Consider the following 18,514-nt stretch of genomic DNA (forward strand, 5'->3'; position numbering starts at 1 on the left):
TTAACCGTGAACGATGTTCCGCTTAACGAACAGCGGGTCCATCAGTGAGAACTCCGCGATCATGTCCGAGTAGGCGTGAGCGTCCTTCCTGCTCCACCAGTACGAGCGGTGCCCCATCCGCGCCTTGCGACGGGCGGACTGGAACATGGCGCTAAGCGCGCCCAGCTCGACATCGGTAAGAGCGGCGAACAGGCCGCCCTTGATGCGCTCGATCTCCATAACCGTTAACCTCTCCCTTAGTCCGGTTGGACATGGCGAAGGGCCGGACGAATCCGGCCCCCACCATCAGCTAACCGGGCTTAATTGCTAAACCCATTCATCCGGCATTGCGCCGCCGTTGCTCATGTGCTTGTTGAGGTTGTGGAACGCCACGGCCATAGTCACGGCCAGGTCTTCCCAGTTGACTCCGGTGCCGCCCTGACTTGCGACGATCTTTTCGGCCGTTTCGTACAGCTCATCCACGGTCGCGTTCGCACTGTCCAGGCCCTCAAGCTCACCCATAACCTTTAACCTTCTCTCTCTTTTAACCGTCCGAATTGACGCAGCAGCCACCCGGAATGGACAGATCTAAGATCCGTCCATGCGGGTGACCACTGTCACGATTCGGCGACAAGCCCGAGCTTCCGCATGTACTTCATGACGAAATCGACAGCCGCCGCGAGGTACATGTCAGGAACTTCCCAGTCCCCGTCAAACTCGCCGTTGTTGTAATGGGCTCGCACTTCCTCCTGATGCATTGCCGTGTAGAAACTGGTCGGCTTAGGCAGGATCAGCGCGCCCTCCGGATACAAGTCCGGGCACGGATCGGCCGCCCCAGCTCCGCGTTGGCCCCGGCGCCACTTTCTTTCCAGGTCCTCGTTAATCCGGCCGTCAAGGCGCGGGTAGATCGAGTCGCCGAGCGTACGGCCCATCCCGTAATTTGCCAGCGCGAAAATAAGCTGACCGGGATCGAGCACATCGTTAGCGCCCTTAATCTTGACCTTAACCGTGTGCGTTTTAGCCCTCGGGTTGTCCTGCCACCGGCCCTGAAAGGTGGTCACATTGTCGGACCACACTTCCACGTTGCGGCCGGTAGCCTGAATCGCCATGACCAGAGCGCATACTGCACGGCCCTGAGCCAGGACTTCCGAGGCGCTAACCGCGCCAAGGCTCATGGACGTGACGATCGTGATAACCGGCTTGCCGGTCACCGCGGCTGGCGGGAAAGCGATCATGCATTCCGGTTCGTTACTGACGAACCGGCCCACATCGACAACCGACCCGGCGACATCCCAGGTTGCCTTGAACGCAGGCTCGATTAGCTTGTCACGGATCAACTTCTCCGTAACCGACTCGACTACTTCCAGGGCTTGCGGCAGCTCCTCATCCCAGCCGTGCCGGGCCTTGTCAAGCAAATCCCCGACGCGCTCACTTTCGTAGACGTACGCGTGTTCGACCAGGCTGTCAGCGAAATCGCCGAGCGAGTCGAACTCATGAATCAGCCACCGACCTTGTGAGTAAAGCTTCATAACCGTAACCCCTTCCCTCTTTAGCTGCCTAGCGAGTAGGCATGGAAAAGGGCCGGGGTTAACCGGCCCTAACCAAACTTGCTCGCTAATCGGCCAGCAGGCCGAGCGTGCGCAGATGCTCACGGAGAAACGACTCCGTGTCGAGATCGGTGGCACTGAACACACCCGGAAGCAAGATCGCCTCTTCCGGGTAAAGGTTCGCCGATGGCATAAGCGGCTTGCCGATCATGCCTGAACGATTCCGCTCCGTCCCCCATCGTCCGGGGAGCGTCCAAAATGACTGGAATGCGAGATGCCTTGACATCGCCGGGTGAGCGAACGCGAACATGATCACGGCAGGGTCAATAACATCATCGACACCCTTAACCTTGACGGCTATCTCGGCTTCCGGCTGGTAGTCGCCGGTTCGCATCGACACCCACAGTTCCGTGGAGTGACCGAGCTGACCGAGCAACAGGGCCAGGGCCACGATCAGCCGGCCGCGCTTCATGATGCTCTCCGAGCTGATCGCGCCGGACACCACGACGTTAGCGGCCAGAGTGATGACCGACCCGATATTCGAGCGCTTAGCGAGCGGGAACGAAATCATGCATTCCGGCTCGCCTGTCACGAATCGGCCAATGTCGACCGCGCCGCCCGCAACATCCCATGCAGGCTCGTAAGAGTCCACAAGGTGACGCTTGCGAGCAATCTCGACAGCGGAGCTAGCAAGCTCCATTGTCGCGCTTAGCTGATCCGCCCACCCGAAGCGAGCGGCGTTAAGAGCGTCATCGTAGCTGAAATTACCAGTCCAGCTATCGGAGCCATGCAGATGAAATCGCCGTCCGGTTCCAACCTCATCGGCAAACTGCGCCATTGAGTCATAGGTCCGGGTGAGCTTTGCGCCCTCGATAACATCCGTGCTCATAACCTTAACCCCTCTCTCTTTAGTGTGCGTTAATCGCTCAACACACTCTCGGACACTCAGAGGTAACCCCTGAGTATCCGAGGCAGTGTTAACCGAATGACGGAGCGCCCTCCGTCACCTTGCGCCAGTCGGAATCCGAGATGTCCCGCCGGAGCGAGATCTCGACAGCACGCTTAGGCGTGCGACCGATTGACTGCCACGTGCAAAGCGCGTGCGACCGCCTAAGACCGAGCATGAGCGGCAGCTTGCTAACCTCCGCCCGTTCCCGAAGGTGACGGACGTAGGTGAGCGTGCGCTCAACCTTGGCCTTGTCCAGCCCGGTTCCCAGGCACGCCGCGTCCTCGATCGCGTGATCGTAGGGCACGGGGACCGGCTCGAATCTGTCCATCGTCGCCGCGTCAAGCGGCTGACGAAGGTACTGCCGATCCGGCCCACGGCCATAGGTGTTAGCCGAAGCCAGGCCGATCGTGCGCTCTGCCTTCTTAATCCGGCCGTCCGGGAACTCAAGCTCCGCCTCATCGTCGCGGAGCTGCGCCATAGCTGCGTTAATGCCAGCCATGATCGACGCGTGACCGTTGTCAAGCTCATCGAAGTGGAACACTCCGCCGAACTCCCACCAATCACGGAACGCCGTGCGAACGTAACGACCTTGCGCATCCATGTAGCCGAACAGACGCGACTCTGCGGTCTGCGGAGTGAGAGAGATCTCTCGCACCGTCATTCCGAGCGCTTTACCGACCTGCTTAGCCATGAATGACTTCCCGGTGCCCATCGGACCCACCATGAGAATGTTGAGTCCGGCCGCCGCACCCTCGATAACATCCGGGAGCGCAGCGTTAGCCACACCGGGGACCGGCCGCACAATGTCGGCCGTACGGTCGTGTACCTCGAGCCGGGTAACCGGGTTAAGGTGCATCGTCGCCGCGACAACCGCATCCGCAACCATGTCCGGAACCATTTCCGCGATGATCTCGCGGACCTGTCCGGCGTCGACCGTGGCCGGTGCTGCGAACATGCCCAGTGCTTCCGCGAGCTTTGCAGCCGCTTCCGCTTTCTGGTCAAGAGTCGCAACTGACGCGTGGCCGTTCGCGTGAGCGATCGGCCGTGGCGCCGGAGTAACCGGCACCGGCGTCCACGGCGACGGAGCGTCATTATCCGAGTCAGACTCGGATGCAAACTCGGCATCCGGCACCGTGCCATCCGCGCATTGGTGCAGCGAGTCGTCCTCGTTAAGAAACACGAGGAGATGCCGCTGGCCGTAGCTCTTGCACCATGACTTATTGCAGAGCCATGATCCTGTCCGCTCTGAGTCGTGTCCGAGGTAGTAGACCTGGACCTTACAGTTTGGGCAGTAGCGCGGCGCGGTAGGACGGAACGTACGCTTGCTGTGCTTGTTAATTGCCATTTCCTAACCTCTTTCCCAATTGCTCTCTTTAGACTCTGCGAGTAAACGCATTAATGGGCCGCCGTCCGCAGACGGTTGCCCAATGACACGTTCAGTCAAAGTCGGCCATGCGGATAACCGGGACGGAAGTCTCCGGCTTAGCCTCACGAACCGTGTTAACGGTTCGCTTAGCAGCCTCGGCGCGAATTGGCGTCCACTGCTCGCCACGCAGGTCATAGCCCGCGCTAGCGCCAGGGCGCCAGGTCATTGACATGCCGCCATCAATGCCACGCGTCATGGTGTTGCGTCGCATTGGCTTACCGCCGTTAGTGCCATCGTTCCGAACTGGACCGATGAACTGGCCACGGTCACGGGGACCGCGCTTAGCAGCGTTCATCTCACGCTTGCTTAGTGCCATGATCTCTTCCGTTCACTCACTGCCCGGACCATTCCGGGCAGTCTGGGAAAGATGGGGAATCGCTTTCACAAGAGCGTTACTTGCGATGCCCCACCCAACCCTTTTGAGAGATTGGGAGGTTAGGTTATGTGCTTTGTTTTGGCTTAACCCTCTGCGGTGTGACTCGCTTAGGGAGGATGGTTGCATCACCCTGTCTATTCCGCACGATTCAAAGATTCACGTTGCTAACGGGGGGCACTCTGGGATGGCTACGGGGAGTCGCTATGTGCCCGTTGGCGATGCCATGCGTCATGAGAACGGGAACACTTCCCTACCCGTTTCCCTGTATCGCTGGGGATGCGCTCGGATTCACTAGGGGACGGTATCCCTCGCTAGCCAGGCCAGAAAAACGGGCCTGATCCTCGCTTAGCAACGTGCTCGGTAATGAGCGAGCTACGTGCGGAACGTCAATGTTTAGTTCTCAAGAAACCGTGGCGCTGGTCAGTTCCCGCGTTTCCGGGGGGGCCGACCGGCCCGCCGGGCCGTTCGTGCTGGCCTGACAGTGAGAACACTACGGATACAGGCTCAATCGCGTCAAGACTTTTGGGGAAAGAAACTTGAACTTTCTTGTTTCCGCTGGTCAGTGGCCCAGATGATACGGGCTCAACCGTGCCCGGATACGGATTCAACCCCTCCGCCGGATACAGGCTCACGGCCGTTAGAACGGCCGGAGAGGCACGCTAAGCCGCTAAGCCTCACTAGGTGACCAGCCACGGCCGTACGGCCGTTCCTGGCCCGTTCCTGGCCCGTACGGGCTACGCCGGAAGACCTTCCGGCTAGCTAGCGGGCACGGTGTGCCCGCGTAGCGCCATAGCGGCCGCATCGCCGACCTGGGAAACCTAGCGTCGTCACGTTAGGTGAGATCACCGTTACCGCTACCCATCGGGTGACGGTCGGTTTTGCCTATCTAAGAATGCCCTGTGACCAGGGGAGATGCCCTTAACTGAGTAGTCATCTAGCGGCGCTAGGATTCTCCCAAAATGGGAGCTGGGAAAGCCATTGTGCCTCTGACCATGGTGTATAGACACTCATGAGTGTTCGATAGCATGAGTGTTCGATTAGTAAGCACGTTCGATAGAACGCCTAATCGACTAGGCCGTACAGCTCTGAACACGCGTTCATGTTCGGTAGTGGCTAGTGGTGGCTACCGCTCGTCACGTAAGCGACGCTAGCTAAGCCTCACGCTAGGACTAAGACCCAACCCTGTACGCCGTACATGTGGCCTGATCTGCGAGTACGTTATTGGTGGCAATACAAAGGCAGTTGTCTAGCTGGACCGAAACGACCCCAAACCCGCCCGGAGCGGTTCTGCGCAAATTATTTGTAGCTCCAGCTCCGACCGCGGGGCATGACACTAAGAAGACGCAGGTCACTTAGGGTGAGATTTTTTCCTTAGGAAATCTCCCCTAGGCGACGAAGGACCCTCGCACGGAGGTCTTCACCAGGCCGCGGTCCCTGAGGACCGCGATTGCCTTACCGGCCAGTTCGGTACTGGTGCCGGTCAGCTCGCCTAGCTCCCGCTGTGCGGGCAGCCGGTCCCCGCTGCGGAGGTTCCCGGCCTCCATCTGGCCCTGTATCCAGTCAGCCAGTGCGATGTACCAGACTTCCGCAGGATGCGGATGGAAGTCTCCCCAGGTCACAGACATGATGATCAGGCTAGAATTCCCCTGATGATGCAGTGTCATGCCTCCCCATGCCAGATCTTGTCTTGACAGGCTATGATTGATGTAGCCCTCCGGCCGCCCGGAGGGCACCCGGACTCGAGCAGGAGGCAGGCATGGGGCCATGGGGATTTCGATAAGCGACACCGGAGAGATAACCGACATCCCGTTCCCGCCCATGGGCGAGGTCGCGGAAGTCGACCTCGGCAGGCTGACCGATGGCGAGCTGCGGAAGCTCGCTATGTACCGCGGGTGGGTTCTGGATGGCACTCCGCAGGACCATGAGATGTACGGGGGCGCCCTGCGGGCGGTCGAAGAGGTCACCGTGGAAATGGCCACGCGTCTAGAGGCCCGCGCAGGGTTGCGCGGACATGACCCGAGCCTGTGCGAACATCCTGTTCGCTGCACCCTTAGATAACGCCGACATAACAATTAAGAGCCCCGGGTCTTGCGACCTGGGGTTCTTTGTTTATGTGACGGAGATCACATGTAATGCACCCCCCATATTACATTGGTTATATAAGTAGGGGGGAAAAGACGGGGCCTTACGCCCCGTCTAGTAACCGGGGGGGTTAATAAGGGAGAGCTGTGTCCTTTTCAGGACCCTCCCCCACTTCCTAGGCGGCGTCCAGCGAAGCCGACAGGCTTCGCGCAAGCATCCCCGCCAGAGAATAAGTTGCTGTTATCAGGTTTGCATCCATGGCTTCTAGCTCAATTGGCAGAGCACCCGGCTGTTAACCGGGCGGTTCCAGGTTCGAGTCCCGGCCGGCCAGCGCGAGTGTCTACTTTAAGGGGATCTTTGCCGGGCAGACCGAAGGGCACTATTCCGCCCGATGACAAGCGGTGCGTTAACACCGTCTCAGTTGAGGTCAGCCCTGACGGCCGCTGCCGCGGCTGGCGCCAGAATGGCGGCACACAGTGCCGGTTCCATGGAAACGCCCCGCAGGTCCAGAACAAGGTTAAGCAGCGTGCCGCCGAGCATATGGCACAAGTAAGGGCGTTGAAGCGATTGGAACGCGAGGGCTACCCGGTTATCTCCGGCCCCGAGGCTGTTATCGAGATCCTCGAGGAACGCCTTAGCGTTCAGGTCGGTTTTGCCCGTGCCCTTGACACGCTAGTCAAGCGCCTGGCGGAGACTGAGGCACTGCGCTACGAGAACCGTGCGGGCGAGCAGCTCCGCGGCGAGCTGCAAGCGTGGATGAAGGTCAACGAGCAGGTTGCCAAGCTCGGCATGGACTACGTGAAGATCGGCCTTGATGAGCGCAAGGTGCGCCTCGCCGAGGCTCAGGCCGCGATCCTGCTTGGCGTCATCGACGCCGTGATTAGGCGTCTCGAGCTGTCGAGTGACCAGAAGCGGATAGCCGCGGTGGTCATCCCCGAGGAACTTGAGCGCGTCTCGATCGAGGGCTCGTAAGCAGCTCCGTACTCCGCAACGCGTTCGCCTCAGCGGCGAAGCTCTCCGGCGGTGCCAAGTACACGCATGACCCCGTGCTATGGGCTCATGAACGCGCTAACGCGTTCCTGTGGAGCAAGCAGCGGGAGATCGCCTACTCGGTCGTCAATAACAAGCGCACGGCCGTCCACAGCGCTCACGGCATCGGCAAGAGCTATCTCGCCGCCACGCTGGCCGCCTGGTGGGTCGATACCCACCCGGCCGACGAAACGATGGTCGTCACCACGGCCCCGTCTCTCGATCAGGTCCATGCGGTTCTCTGGGAAGAGATCCGCGGACTGCATGACAAGGCCGGTCTTAAGGGCGTCGTCCAGAGAACAGACAGGTGGGTTGTTGATGGCCGCTTGGTCGGCATGGGGCGCAAGCCGCCGGACTACTCGGAATCGGCTTTCTCCGGTATCCACCGTCGTTATGTCCTTGTGCTTCTGGATGAGGCTTGCGGTATTCCCGCCTGGCTCTGGACCGCTGTCGAGACGATCACGACCGGGGATGACTGCCGAATCCTCGCAATTGGCAACCCGGACGACCCGCAGTCAAGATTTAGGTACGTCTGCCAGGGTATGCCTGGCTGGGAGTCGTTCAAGATCTCGGTCTTTGACTCCCCGAACTTCACAGACGAAGATATCCCGGCTAACTACCGCGAGGTCTTTAGCAAGGTTCTAACCACTCAGCAGTGGGCTAAGGACATGGCTGGCGCCTGGGGGATGGACAATCCCCTGTACGTCGCTAAGGTTCTCGGCGAGTTCCCCACTGATAACCCCTGGTCTGTTGTCCGAATGTCGGACGTTTCGAGCTGCCGCATCGCGGCGCCGCGTCTTGACTCGGAACGGATGCCCGTCGAACTTGGTGTCGACGTTGGCGGCGGTCTTGATGAGACTGTCATCCGCGAGCGCCGGGGGATGGTGGCTGGTCGTGAGTGGCGCGAGCTTTCCGACCAGCCCGAAACGATAAGCCGCCTGATTCTCGGCGCGATTAAGCAGACCGGCGCGACCGCAGTCAAGATTGACAGCATCGGCGTAGGCGCCGGAGTGGTCGGTGAGATGAAGAATCTTAAGGCCGCAGGCGTTCACAACGCCAAAATCTACGGGGTTAACGTCGCCGAGAAGGCGCACGACCCGAACAAGTACTTTAACCTCCGCTCGCAAATCTGGTGGGATCTCGGACGCCTCCAGTCGCAGGAACGCGAATGGGATTTGTCCCGCATGGACAACGCCGATTCAACTGTGGCGCAGCTCCTTGAGGTCCACTACGAACATGACTTGAAGGGCCGCGTGAAAGTGGAGCCAAAGGACGAGGTTAGAAAACGCATAGGCCGCAGCCCCGATAATGCCGATGCGCTTCTCCTGGCGTACTACGTTCCTAAGTCGGGCGCGACTGACTGGTTTGACGCTGCGATGAATCCTGGCGCGGCCATGCCCGCTAACTTCGCACTCGGGGCGCAGATTAACCCGTTTGTCCCTGACCAGAACTTTAGGCTTCCATGGGAATAAGGGACGCCATTAAGGCGCTCCGGACCCCGCCTAGCGGCGGGCGGGACATCTCCGCCGATGTCCAGGCGCTCACGCATCAGGTGAAGCTCGCTAACGACGGCATCTCCCAGCGCAACATGCAGCTCGCGCAGCTCCCCGTCGACCCGGAGTGGCGTAACGCCACGTTCGGGCCTGACTGGTCACTGCCGCCGGACGCGCTGGACAAGCCTAACGAGCAGGGCTTTGTCGACCCGCGCCAGTACCAGTACCCGGTTGCATGGAACATCCCCGGCCGTCACGTCTTCCGCGGCCATGTGTCCTGGGATCTTCTTAAGGAAGCGGCCGACCAGCCGCTATTCCGGGCGTGCATTGAGATCCGCAAGCAGCGGATTTCCACCCTTGACTGGTGTTTCCGCATCTCGCCGCAGTACGCGGCGAAGATGGCTAAGTCTTCCGGTAAGTCTCAGCAGGAGATTGAGGAAGATCTTCGCAAGCAGTACCAGGATGAGATTGACGAGCTAACCGCCTTTTGGCAGGTTCCCGATCGCAAGAACGGTTACGAGTTCAGCGATTGGATGAACCTTGTTCAGGAGGAACAGCTTACTTGGGATGCCCTGGCGATCTTCCCGTCTAGGACTTACGGCGGCGATCTCACTAACCTTACGGTCCTCGACGGCAGCACGATTAAGCCCCTGCTTGACGAAAAGGGCGGGCGGCCAACGCCGCCGTTCCCGGCCTATCAGCAGATCCTTTACGGTTACCCCCGCGGCGACTACACCGCGGACACGGTTGACCGTGACGGGAAGCTAGTGGTCCCGGACGCCTACAACTCGACCCAGCTTATTTACCGCCGCCGCGTTGTTCGGACGTGGACGCCTTACGGCTTTTCCCCGACCGAGCAGGCGCTACTTGACGGCCAGCTTTGGGCTAAGCGTTTTCAGTGGATGCTCGCCGAGTACACCGAGGGCTCGCAGTCCACTCAGTACCTTGTGCAGAAGCAGCAAAGCGACTGGGACGCTAGGCAGCTTCTCCAGTACGAGAAGTACCTTAACGACCGCAACTCCGGTAAGACCGGCCAGCGTTACCGCTCGCCCCTCCTGCCTTACGGCGTTGAGCCTGCTAATTCTCCGGCGATCCCGGAGCGCTACAAGGCCGATTACGATCTTTTCCTGATCAAGCTACAGGCGATGCATTTCGGCGTCACCATGCCGGAGCTTGGTTTCAGTGAGCCGGGCGGACTGGGGTCCGCGGGTTATCACGAGGGCCAGGAAGACATTCAGTTCCGTAAGGACCTGACTAGCGTCCGCTGGCTTAACTCGTTTGTTACTGGCATTAGCCGTACGCACCTGAACATGTCCGACGCAGTTGAGTTCTCTTTCCTCGGGCTTGACGAGGAAGACGAAACTGCGGCCGACCAGATCGACCACAACCGCCTGGCCGATGGCCGGGCGACGATCAACGAGAACCGCGTCAAGATCGGCCTTCCGCCGTTTGATTTCAAGGAAGCCGACATGCCGATGCTCCAGACGGCTCGAGGCGTGGTCTTCCTTAACGGTGCTGCGGAGGCAGCCCCGCCCGGCGTCCTCATCGAGCCTGCCGAATTGAACGGCGAGATTACGCCGGGCACGGCGGACGGTGTTGGCAGTGCCAAGGTGCAGGGCAGTCCTAAGCCTGCCCGGCCAGTTAAGAAGGCGCCGAGCGCCGCCGATGCCGCCAAGGAAATTGAGCAGTTCGGCAAATGGCTCGCTAAGGGCTCGCCGGGCGAGTTCGAGTTCCGCGCCTTGGATGACGAAACAGCCGAGGCGCTTCTCAAGGCGTCTGGGGGCGGGCAGCCCCCAAAAGTCAGCCCCTCCCTCCAACCGCTGTACTCACGGGCGAGATAGTCGCCGCTCTCACGGCGGCGGTCCCGGCTCTCGCTCTCGCTGAAGCATGGCTTGCCCAGTACCACGGGCCGACACAGCAGGCGACGGCTAAGCAGTGGCTACAGGGCCACGGCAGCCAGCAGCAGATTCAGGCGGCGCTCTCCGGCGTCCTGACGCAGATATGGCGGGCCGGGTTCCAGGCGGGCCTACAGGCCGTCGCCAAGCTCGGTGTGGCCGCTGTGGGCCTACTTGTGGCCGACCTGCTTAAGCAGCTCGCCGCGGAGTGGCTTGACGAGATCACGGACACCAGGCTTGACCGCCTGGCCGCGGTGCTCGCCAACGGCGGCACGGCCGCCGAGCTGGAGGCCGCGATCAACGCGGTCCTCGCCGATCAGCACTCGGCGCAGATGATCGCGCAGACCGAACTTAACCGGGCCGACAACGCGGCACGCATGGCGGCGTTCCGGGCCGACCGGGTTTACAGGGTCCGGTGGGTCACCACGTCGGCGAATCCCTGTCCCGAGTGCGTGATGAACCGGGATGCCGGTCCCTGGCCTCTTGGCCATCCATTCCCCTCCGGCGTGATCATGCCGCCGGATCACCCGCACTGCCAGTGCCATTTGGAGCCAGCATAAGTGTTTAGCTTCACCCTGCCGGATGGCAGCGTTTACGTCGGCGACGAGTCCGCCGCTAAGTCCTATTGGGACGGCGAGACCGTTAAGGGCGTCGTCATCAAGTCGAACGACGAACTCCGGTACACGCTTTGCGTGGCCTACCCGGTCGACACTCCGGACGTGGAGAAGGCGCGGGACGGATTCCGCGACTTCGCCTCAGAGGAAGCCCTGCGCAAGGCGGCGTGGTCTTTCATGGACAACGGCGCCGAGGTCGGCGCTTTCCATGCAGAGGGCACCGAGGGTGCCGGGCGAACCGTCGAATCCTACATTCTCCCATGCGACTGGGTTGTTAAGGCAGTCGACGGCGAGGAATACACCATTCCGGCCGGATCGTGGATGCAGGGGACTATCTGGTCCGAGCCCGCCTGGGACCTTATCAAGTCCGGCGAGATTACCGGAATGTCCATGCAGGGCGGCGCTAAGCGCCGCACTCCCTCCCCCGCGGACGTTGCCCGCATCCTGGCGAATAGGTAATGGATACAGCACTCACCGAGCTTGTCGAGATTGATCCTAAGCGTCTCGACGGCGTTAAGCGGCCCGCTAACGGGCTGCCTTTCCTGATCATGAAGTCCGTCGCCAAGACGGACCCAACTCCCCCGACCCCCGATAGCGCCGCGGACGTGCGCGCAAATGAACAGGGAGCTACTGACCCGATGTCAGATGCCGCGTCTAAGGACACGCCAGTTACCGACCCCACCCCCGACGCCCCTACTACCGAAGACGCCCCGGTCGAGAAGTCGACCGAGGATCTGATCGCTGAGGCCATTGCTAAGAGCAAGGCCGAATCCGACGAAGCCCTAGCCAAGGCCATGAAGGACCGCGACGAGACCATTAAGGGTCTGCGTGACGAGATGGCGGCTCTGCGGAAGACGGAAATTCCTGGCAGTCCATTCGTGACTAACGCCACCGTTGCCAAGAGTGCGGCCAATACCGCAGACAGCGGCGACATCGAGCGCTTTGAGCGCCTGGCCAAGTCCACGCAGGACCGCGAACTCTCCCGCTATTACGCGGAACGTGCAGTCGAGCTTAAGGCTCGTAGCTAACCCTCGAAAGGTTCATGGCTTTACATGGCTAACACTTCTGCCTCCGTTCTGGAGGAGATGTTCTCTGACGCCCGCGATTCCCGCGAGCGTGGCGACCGCTTCGAGGCGCTTAAGAGCGCCTTTGACGAGTCGATTACCCGGCATGACAAGCGCATCGACGCGTTCATTCCGGCGGCACGGCGTGCGAATCCTGACGCGCCTGTCGGCATCATCAAGAACGCTGGCCCTGGTGCTCCCCGGCGTACTGCCGCGCTCGAGGCGGCCATTGAGCGGATTAACACCGTCTCTAAGGGCCTCGACGGCACCGCGGCTGACGAGCTTAAGGCGGACCTCGCTGCGCTTCAGGCGCTTAAGTCTGACCTTAGCAAGGACATCAGCACGACCGTTCCCGGCAACCTGCACCCGTACGACCTTGAGGGTCCGGCTAAGCAGCTTGTCCCGCGCTTTACCCCGCTGCGGAATGACATTCCGCGGCAGAAGGGTATCGGCACGGCCAGGGAATATCGCAGAATTTTGGGCTACACCAACACCGGCATGGGCGGCGTCGCCGACCAGACCCCGTTCTTTAACTCGGAGACGGCGCTTAACGGCGGCTCGACTACGGGTCTTCCGTCCTTTGGTGCGCTTCAGCTAATCCGCGGCCAGAAGATCTCCTACGCGATGGACGTTCACACCGTCCCGTACATGGAAATGTCGCTCTCGGCGTCGACCGGATGGAAGGCGCAGTTCGCTAACCTCGGGTTTGAGAATAACCGGGCGCTTGACCAGATGGCGCTTCTGTGGGCGCATTTGATCGGCGAAGAGAAGGCGATCCTCTGGGGTCGCGGTGGCGCTCCGTACGCGGGTGCTGTTGCAGCTCCGTCCGGTACCCCGACCCTGGCGTCCGGTGGTACTGCGATCGGCTCCGGCTTCGGTACCACGGCCTTTGTCAAGGTCACGAGCTACACCGGCATGGGCGAGTCGCTCCCGTCGACTGAAGCCACCAACGCCTCCCTTACCGCCGGTCAGGCGCTTGTGATCACCCTTCCGGGTGGCGCGGTTTCCGGTGCGCTGGCTTACGGCGTGTACGCGAGCACCACGACCGGCACTGAGACCTTCCAGGGCTATTTCCTGCCGCAGGCTGGCGGGACGAACGCCGGGAAGCTCGTCGTCTCTAACTACGTGACCGGCGGTCGTGTGGTCCCGGCCGCGGACGGTTCGTTCAACGCGAACGCCTATGACGGCCTGATCACCACCCTGATCAGCGGCGGCTCTGGGCCTTCCGGCGGTGCCGGTTACGTGGGCTTCTTCCCGACGCTTTACGCGTCGGCGGCGAGCGGTGCGAGCGTCTACGGCGGGCCGGGTTATGCCGGTACCAATGTGGGCGATGCCCCGTGGCAGAACATGTTCGCCGCGATGTACGCGAACAACTATGCCGACCCCGAGGAGGCGTGGGTTACCGCTGTCCAGCGGCGCCAGTTCGCGGACTGGGTTAGGTCTAGCACCACGGGTGCGTCTGCCTACCGCATCACCATGGGCCAGTCGGAATTTGACGGCTCGACCACCGTGGGCGGCTACGTCTCCGGAATGGCGAACGAGTCTTCGCCGACCGATCGCATTGTGGACCTTCGCGTTCACCCGTACATGCCGTCCGGCGTGTCTTTCGCCCGTACTCGGCACCTGCCGATTCCGGACTCTGGCATTGGCGAAACAAACGTCATTACCGAGGTCCAGGGCTACATGTCGGTGGACTGGCCGGAAATGCAGTTCACGTACGACTCCAGCACCTACTGGTACGGGACTCTGCTGCACTACGCCCCGGCGTGGTCCGGCATTATCTACGGCCTCCAGTAAGCCGTTAGCTAAGAGCGCGGGGGCTTAACGGCCCCCGCGCTCGACCACGGTCTAAGGATCATTTTGACTCAGAAGAATCTCCAGCCAGTCCCCGGCGCAACCATGGTGAGCAACGAGGACGGCACCCCGCAGGCGATTACCATCTCGCCTGCCGCGGGCCTGACCATTAGGAACGGCTCGACTGGCAACCTCGCGGTTAGCCTGCCGTGCAAGCCGTCTCAGAACGTCACGGTCAAGACGACCATCATTGACGGCAGTGGCGCGATGACCATCTCGGCGGGTGCCTCGCTGACTTTCACCACCGCGAACTGGAACACGCCGCAGAACGTGACGTTCCAGTCCGTCGCCGCACAGGCCGGTTGGCAGCGCGTTCTTGTCGCCCCGTTCGGCGCCGACGCGCCGGGCTACTCGGCGGTTACCGCTCACATCCTGGTCAGCTAAATGCTTAAGCATGTCTACACCCACGTCACCGTCTTCGGCTGGATCTGGCTGGCGTGGGTGCTGATGGGCGCCGGGATGGAACTTTACTGGCTGGCGGTTAACGCGGCCAACACGCTAAGCCGCCAGATATGGGGCATCGAGCATGTGGACTTTGCCCACCCGCTCATGTTTTCCGAATGGACGCCGCTGCACTGGGGGCTAACGATCGCCCTCTGGCTGTTCTTCGGCTGGCTCTCTCTCCATTTTCCGTTCGGCTGGCTTCGCTAAGGGGATTAAGTGAAGGTAGTTCCGCAAGCTTCTAACTGCCGCGAGATCGAGGTAGGCGGCCGGATTTACCGGCGCGACCGTAAGGGCCTCTTCGACCTGCCGGAGGCCGCGGCTAAGTACACGATCGCCATGGAGGGCGGCCAGGAAGCGTCCCTTTCGGGGACGACTAAGACGGCCATCGGCTACCGCTGCACTAACTGCGACTTCGGATCGTTCTTCGCCACCTGTTCCCGCTGCGGCGGGGACTGCGAGCGTGAGTATGCCTAAAGCATACGTTCCAACAGGCAATCCCCGCGGGCGTCCGCCTAAGGCGACTGTCGGCGCCACTGAGCCGGTTAACGACGCGGTTGCCCTGCTTAAGCAAACGACAGTAGACCGGGCTTACCGCCCGATGAATGCCATCTGCGGGGCATGTTTCCCTGATGGCTGGGCCGCAGGCCAGCGAACCGCTGGCTGCCCTCACGGAACCTGGGTTAACAGATAACTACTCCGCTCGAGGACGGGCTTCTCACCGTCCCTTACGTCACCGTTGGGGAATTCCTCGCAGCGCCGACGTGGCTTGATAACCAGGATCTAATCCCCGGCGGAAATGCCGCGCAGCAGACGGGCGAGCTTTTCAACGTCCTGCTTAGGGCTACCGGCTGGGCGAACATCATTGCCGAGCAGCCGCTTCACGCGCACACCGGGTTCTACCAGGACCGGGCGCCTGTCGACCGCTTCGGCAACATCTACCTAGTTCCCAACGCTAGGCCGATCCGGCAGGTTAACGGCTTCGCGTGGGGTTACAACTTCCAAGACCTCGAGGTACTCGAAAACCCTTCCACTCAGACGTGGATCGAAAAGGGCGAGACGGTTGTCTTCCAGCTCAACCCGGCTGGCACTTCGGGGCTGGCTAATCTCCAGTTCGGCCGCGTACGGCCGAGGGTCGATGAGGTTTTCGTCCAGTGCCAGTACACCGCCGGTTACTGCAACACGACCCTTTCTCAGCCCGCCACGGCGGGCGCCACGCAGATCTTCCTGACCGACCCGACCGGCCTACAGCCGGCAATCTCCGGCGGGCTCCTGGGGACGATTCCGGGCTCCGTGGCCCGCATCTGGGAGCCGGTCAACGCTGGGGGCACTTCGGGTGGCGAGGAAGCCTTTCAGGTCTCGCCGAGCTGGACCGGGGGCAACCCGGTCACGCTGGCCGCTCCGCTGGCTAACAACCATGCTGCCGGAGCTGGTGTGTCCGAGCTGCCGCCCGAGGTTCACCAGGCGATCATCGCGCTTGCGGTTGGTCTCCTCTGCCGTGAGGACGTGAGTAACGAGGAGCCTTACCGCGGAACGCCCTTCGGGCCGACCGTGCGCCAGTCCAAGCGAGGCGGCAAGGCCGGAGGCCTGGTTGACCACGCGTCGCAAGTCCTGCGGCGTTACAGGCCGCGGGTCCACTAATGACGCTTACGTCCCGGTCGATCGTCCGCACTGCGGTTGCGCAGTATTTCGGCGGCACGACTTACGACACCACCTTTAAGGCTTACCGGAACGGCCCGCTTAACTCTTACGGCCTTAGCACTGTTAGGGCCTACCAGCCTAAGCGGCTTCCTGATCTTGATTACGTGCTCGGACAGAATCCGGGCCGCGGCATGGGTGCCGTGATGATCCTCGAGATGAATGAGACGCGGGATAACCCGCTGACCATCACGCAGCTACCGGGCCATAACGGCGGGCAGCGGAGAATCGTCTACCCGTTCCAGCTCCATGTCTTCCACATGGCTCACAAGAATTACGCCGAGGACGCCGAGGCGGACATTGATGAGCTGGATCAGGCGATCCATGAGCTTATCTACGCGGACCCGACACTCGGCGGGGCCTGCTATCAGGCGGGCCTTGATTCGTTCGGAATCCGGACGCTGATCGACCAGCCCGAGGTCTGGGACGAAATCACCAACACTCACTTCCGCGTCATGTTCGACGCCGAGGTCAGCATCATCATCTCTTAGCTACGGGGTTAGCTTGCCTGCTTTTAAGTTCGCCGACTTTGGCGACCGCATTTACGCCTTCGTGCAGAACCTCGAGGGCGAGTTCATCGGCCATGTCGAGCCGGGCGACATTCACAACTTCGAGGCCGCTCCGGACCATCGCTGGATTCCGATCGAGAACGGGCCGGAGAGCAACGCAGAGGCGCCCTCTCTAGCTCCGGCGGCTAATGAGACGCCGGTAACTCTCGAGCCTTCTCCGGCCGTTTCAGCGCCTTCCCCGGTTCCGGTTCAGACCGGATTCAACCCCTACACGCAGCCCGCGATCGTTCACTAAGGAACTGTAACTAATGACGACTGTTGTCGGTACCGTAATTCCCGTAGCCGAGGAATTTCTCGGCATCGGCCGTGAGGGGACGACTGGTACCGTCGCAGCGCCCACGGCTACCATCCCGACCGAGAAGATTGACCCGGAGAACAAGGTCACCTACCTCGAGGACAACACCCTCCGAGGCATGATGGCCACACTGTTCAGCATTACCGCGGGCACCGAATCTGCGGCTGTCGACTTCTCCGGGCCTGTCTATCTGGACACCATCGGGCATGTCTTGCTTAACCTGATGGGCGACTACTCGGTTACGGGAACTCCGGGCGCGTCTAACGGCACCGGAACGGCCACGTCTGCCGGGGCTACGACGATGACCATTGTCGGTGGTACCGCCTCGCTGCCGATTGGCACGGCAATCCAGATCCCGGCTGGCACGGGTACCCCGGCACAGATTGTGGTCCTGTCTGCCCTGTCGACCACCACGCTCCTGACGTTCGCTAACACGCCGCTGCGGTTCGCAGTATCCGGCACGCCCGCCCTCACCGTTGCCACCGCCCCGTTCACGCACACTTTCTCACTGCTTAACAGCTCGCCGGGCCAGCCGCCGACGCACACGATCACGCATTACGACGGCATCACCGGAACCAACAAGGCGGCTCAGTTCGCTTACTGGTGCGCTACCGGGTGCTCTTTCAACATGGACGCCGAGAAGCTGTTCATGCACGACACCAAGGGTGTCGCGTACACGCAGCAGGCCGCAGCCGCGCCGGTTACCAACAGCTTTAGCACCGTCCCGGTCTACCCGAACTGGCGGTTTGCGGTCGGCATCGCCGGTCCCGCTTCCGGCGGCACGCTGGTCAATAACATCACGCTCGCATCACTCGACATTAACCGGGTGGTTAAGCCTTACTGGACGGCCTCCGGCCAGCAGCTCCCGTACGTCTTCGGGCGCAATGCGCTGAGCGTGGAAGGCAAGTTCACTGAGGTTGCGCAGAACAACACCAACCTGACCAGCATGTTGAACAACACGCAACAGATACTCCAGCTCGCCGCAACCAACGGGCTTGGCGGCGCGAACCTGCTTGCGATCACTTTCAACATGAACCTCTGCGCATTCGAGACCGTCAAGCTCAACAACAATGACGTGATCGAGTACGAGAGCACGTTTAAGGCAATCGCCAACAGCACCAACGCTGGCGCGTCGGGCGGGCAGTCGCCCATCTCGATCATCATCCAGAACGCAGTACCCACCTACTAAGCATTGATTAAGGG

General features: G+C 61.2%; 20 protein-coding genes and 1 tRNA gene. 15 read left to right on the forward strand and 6 right to left on the reverse strand.

Annotation, left to right across the window (positions count from 1 at the left end):
• The 6 genes from EAS64_RS33795 to EAS64_RS44075 all read right to left on the reverse strand — a co-directional run bounded on the left by EAS64_RS33795 (window position 1) and on the right by EAS64_RS44075 (window position 5,902).
• A complete protein-coding gene (locus tag EAS64_RS33795; RefSeq protein WP_145859666.1) occupies window positions 1–219 on the reverse strand; it encodes a hypothetical protein in 219 nt (72 codons plus the stop codon).
• A gap of 87 nt (window positions 220–306) precedes the next feature.
• Window positions 307–501: a hypothetical protein gene (locus EAS64_RS33800; RefSeq protein ID WP_145859668.1), complete on the reverse strand. Its 195-nt coding sequence runs from the start codon at window positions 499–501 to the stop codon at window positions 307–309.
• A gap of 95 nt (window positions 502–596) precedes the next feature.
• Window positions 597–1,508 (reverse strand): DUF7192 family protein, encoded by a 912-nt coding sequence (locus EAS64_RS33805; RefSeq protein ID WP_145859670.1) that lies wholly within the window; start codon window positions 1,506–1,508, stop codon window positions 597–599.
• An 85-nt stretch (window positions 1,509–1,593) separates the two neighbouring features.
• Window positions 1,594–2,415: a DUF7192 family protein gene (locus EAS64_RS33810; RefSeq protein ID WP_145859671.1), complete on the reverse strand. Its 822-nt coding sequence runs from the start codon at window positions 2,413–2,415 to the stop codon at window positions 1,594–1,596.
• A gap of 88 nt (window positions 2,416–2,503) precedes the next feature.
• Window positions 2,504–3,820 (reverse strand): AAA family ATPase, encoded by a 1,317-nt coding sequence (locus tag EAS64_RS33815; RefSeq protein WP_145859673.1) that lies wholly within the window; start codon window positions 3,818–3,820, stop codon window positions 2,504–2,506.
• Between the two features lie 1,842 nt (window positions 3,821–5,662).
• A complete protein-coding gene (locus EAS64_RS44075; protein ID WP_187366367.1) occupies window positions 5,663–5,902 on the reverse strand; it encodes a GntR family transcriptional regulator in 240 nt (79 codons plus the stop codon).
• Between the two features lie 139 nt (window positions 5,903–6,041).
• Here EAS64_RS44075 and EAS64_RS44080 point away from each other — a divergent pair, with 139 nt between their 5' ends.
• The 15 genes from EAS64_RS44080 to EAS64_RS33890 all read left to right on the forward strand — a co-directional run bounded on the left by EAS64_RS44080 (window position 6,042) and on the right by EAS64_RS33890 (window position 18,500).
• Entirely contained in the window at window positions 6,042–6,335 is a 294-nt protein-coding gene (locus EAS64_RS44080; protein ID WP_187366368.1) for a hypothetical protein, read from the forward strand.
• 282 nt (window positions 6,336–6,617) lie between these two features.
• Window positions 6,618–6,690: transfer RNA gene (locus tag EAS64_RS33825), tRNA-Asn, on the forward strand.
• A 227-nt stretch (window positions 6,691–6,917) separates the two neighbouring features.
• Window positions 6,918–7,331 carry a hypothetical protein gene (locus EAS64_RS33830; protein ID WP_145859677.1) on the forward strand — a complete coding sequence of 138 codons (414 nt, stop codon included), beginning with the start codon at window positions 6,918–6,920 and terminating at the stop codon, window positions 7,329–7,331.
• A 74-nt stretch (window positions 7,332–7,405) separates the two neighbouring features.
• Window positions 7,406–8,860, forward strand: a complete 1,455-nt coding sequence (locus EAS64_RS33835; protein WP_145859678.1) for a hypothetical protein — start codon at window positions 7,406–7,408, stop codon at window positions 8,858–8,860.
• Window positions 8,851–10,722 (forward strand): hypothetical protein, encoded by a 1,872-nt coding sequence (locus tag EAS64_RS33840; RefSeq protein WP_145859680.1) that lies wholly within the window; start codon window positions 8,851–8,853, stop codon window positions 10,720–10,722. Before EAS64_RS33835 ends, EAS64_RS33840 begins: the two co-directional genes overlap by 10 nt.
• 218 nt (window positions 10,723–10,940) lie before the next feature.
• Window positions 10,941–11,336: a phage minor head protein gene (locus tag EAS64_RS44085; RefSeq protein WP_187366369.1), complete on the forward strand. Its 396-nt coding sequence runs from the start codon at window positions 10,941–10,943 to the stop codon at window positions 11,334–11,336.
• On the forward strand, window positions 11,337–11,849 hold the full coding sequence (locus EAS64_RS33850) for an XkdF-like putative serine protease domain-containing protein (RefSeq protein ID WP_145859683.1): 513 nt from the start codon (window positions 11,337–11,339) through the stop codon (window positions 11,847–11,849).
• Complete coding sequence (locus EAS64_RS33855) at window positions 11,849–12,418, forward strand: hypothetical protein (RefSeq protein ID WP_145859685.1); 570 nt, start codon at window positions 11,849–11,851, stop codon at window positions 12,416–12,418. Before EAS64_RS33850 ends, EAS64_RS33855 begins: the two co-directional genes overlap by 1 nt.
• Before the next feature lie 24 nt (window positions 12,419–12,442).
• Window positions 12,443–14,251 carry a hypothetical protein gene (locus EAS64_RS33860; protein ID WP_145859687.1) on the forward strand — a complete coding sequence of 603 codons (1,809 nt, stop codon included), beginning with the start codon at window positions 12,443–12,445 and terminating at the stop codon, window positions 14,249–14,251.
• A 102-nt stretch (window positions 14,252–14,353) separates the two neighbouring features.
• On the forward strand, window positions 14,354–14,692 hold the full coding sequence (locus tag EAS64_RS33865) for a hypothetical protein (protein WP_222849802.1): 339 nt from the start codon (window positions 14,354–14,356) through the stop codon (window positions 14,690–14,692).
• A complete protein-coding gene (locus tag EAS64_RS33870) occupies window positions 14,693–14,959 on the forward strand; it encodes a hypothetical protein (protein ID WP_145859690.1) in 267 nt (88 codons plus the stop codon). It begins immediately after the preceding gene.
• A 9-nt stretch (window positions 14,960–14,968) separates the two neighbouring features.
• Entirely contained in the window at window positions 14,969–15,226 is a 258-nt protein-coding gene (locus EAS64_RS33875; protein ID WP_145859692.1) for a hypothetical protein, read from the forward strand.
• Window positions 15,227–16,389: 1,163 nt separating this feature from the next.
• Window positions 16,390–16,938 carry a hypothetical protein gene (locus tag EAS64_RS33880; RefSeq protein ID WP_145859694.1) on the forward strand — a complete coding sequence of 183 codons (549 nt, stop codon included), beginning with the start codon at window positions 16,390–16,392 and terminating at the stop codon, window positions 16,936–16,938.
• Between the two features lie 13 nt (window positions 16,939–16,951).
• On the forward strand, window positions 16,952–17,251 hold the full coding sequence (locus EAS64_RS33885) for a hypothetical protein (RefSeq protein ID WP_145859696.1): 300 nt from the start codon (window positions 16,952–16,954) through the stop codon (window positions 17,249–17,251).
• Between the two features lie 13 nt (window positions 17,252–17,264).
• Entirely contained in the window at window positions 17,265–18,500 is a 1,236-nt protein-coding gene (locus EAS64_RS33890) for a hypothetical protein (protein WP_145859697.1), read from the forward strand.
• Window positions 18,501–18,514: the final 14 nt, after the last annotated feature.

The organism is Trebonia kvetii, assembly GCF_007827045.1.
GTDB classification, from domain to species: Bacteria; Actinomycetota; Actinomycetes; order Streptosporangiales; family Streptosporangiaceae; genus Trebonia; species Trebonia kvetii.

Excerpts from the sequence above, each read along its gene's own strand:
- EAS64_RS33795 (WP_145859666.1), bottom strand. The coding sequence starts at position 219 with ATGGAGATCGAGCGCATCAAGGGCGGCCTGTTCGCCGCTCTTACCGAT.
- EAS64_RS33800 (WP_145859668.1), bottom strand. The coding sequence starts at position 501 with ATGGGTGAGCTTGAGGGCCTGGACAGTGCGAACGCGACCGTGGATGAG.
- EAS64_RS33805 (WP_145859670.1), bottom strand. The coding sequence starts at position 1,508 with ATGAAGCTTTACTCACAAGGTCGGTGGCTGATTCATGAGTTCGACTCG.
- EAS64_RS33810 (WP_145859671.1), bottom strand. The coding sequence starts at position 2,415 with ATGAGCACGGATGTTATCGAGGGCGCAAAGCTCACCCGGACCTATGAC.
- EAS64_RS33815 (WP_145859673.1), bottom strand. The coding sequence starts at position 3,820 with ATGGCAATTAACAAGCACAGCAAGCGTACGTTCCGTCCTACCGCGCCG.
- EAS64_RS44075 (WP_187366367.1), bottom strand. The coding sequence starts at position 5,902 with ATGTCTGTGACCTGGGGAGACTTCCATCCGCATCCTGCGGAAGTCTGG.
- EAS64_RS44080 (WP_187366368.1), top strand. The coding sequence starts at position 6,042 with ATGGGGATTTCGATAAGCGACACCGGAGAGATAACCGACATCCCGTTC.
- EAS64_RS33840 (WP_145859680.1), top strand. The coding sequence starts at position 8,851 with ATGGGAATAAGGGACGCCATTAAGGCGCTCCGGACCCCGCCTAGCGGC.
- EAS64_RS33855 (WP_145859685.1), top strand. The coding sequence starts at position 11,849 with ATGGATACAGCACTCACCGAGCTTGTCGAGATTGATCCTAAGCGTCTC.
- EAS64_RS33860 (WP_145859687.1), top strand. The coding sequence starts at position 12,443 with ATGGCTAACACTTCTGCCTCCGTTCTGGAGGAGATGTTCTCTGACGCC.
- EAS64_RS33865 (WP_222849802.1), top strand. The coding sequence starts at position 14,354 with ATGGTGAGCAACGAGGACGGCACCCCGCAGGCGATTACCATCTCGCCT.
- EAS64_RS33870 (WP_145859690.1), top strand. The coding sequence starts at position 14,693 with ATGCTTAAGCATGTCTACACCCACGTCACCGTCTTCGGCTGGATCTGG.
- EAS64_RS33880 (WP_145859694.1), top strand. The coding sequence starts at position 16,390 with ATGACGCTTACGTCCCGGTCGATCGTCCGCACTGCGGTTGCGCAGTAT.
- EAS64_RS33890 (WP_145859697.1), top strand. The coding sequence starts at position 17,265 with ATGACGACTGTTGTCGGTACCGTAATTCCCGTAGCCGAGGAATTTCTC.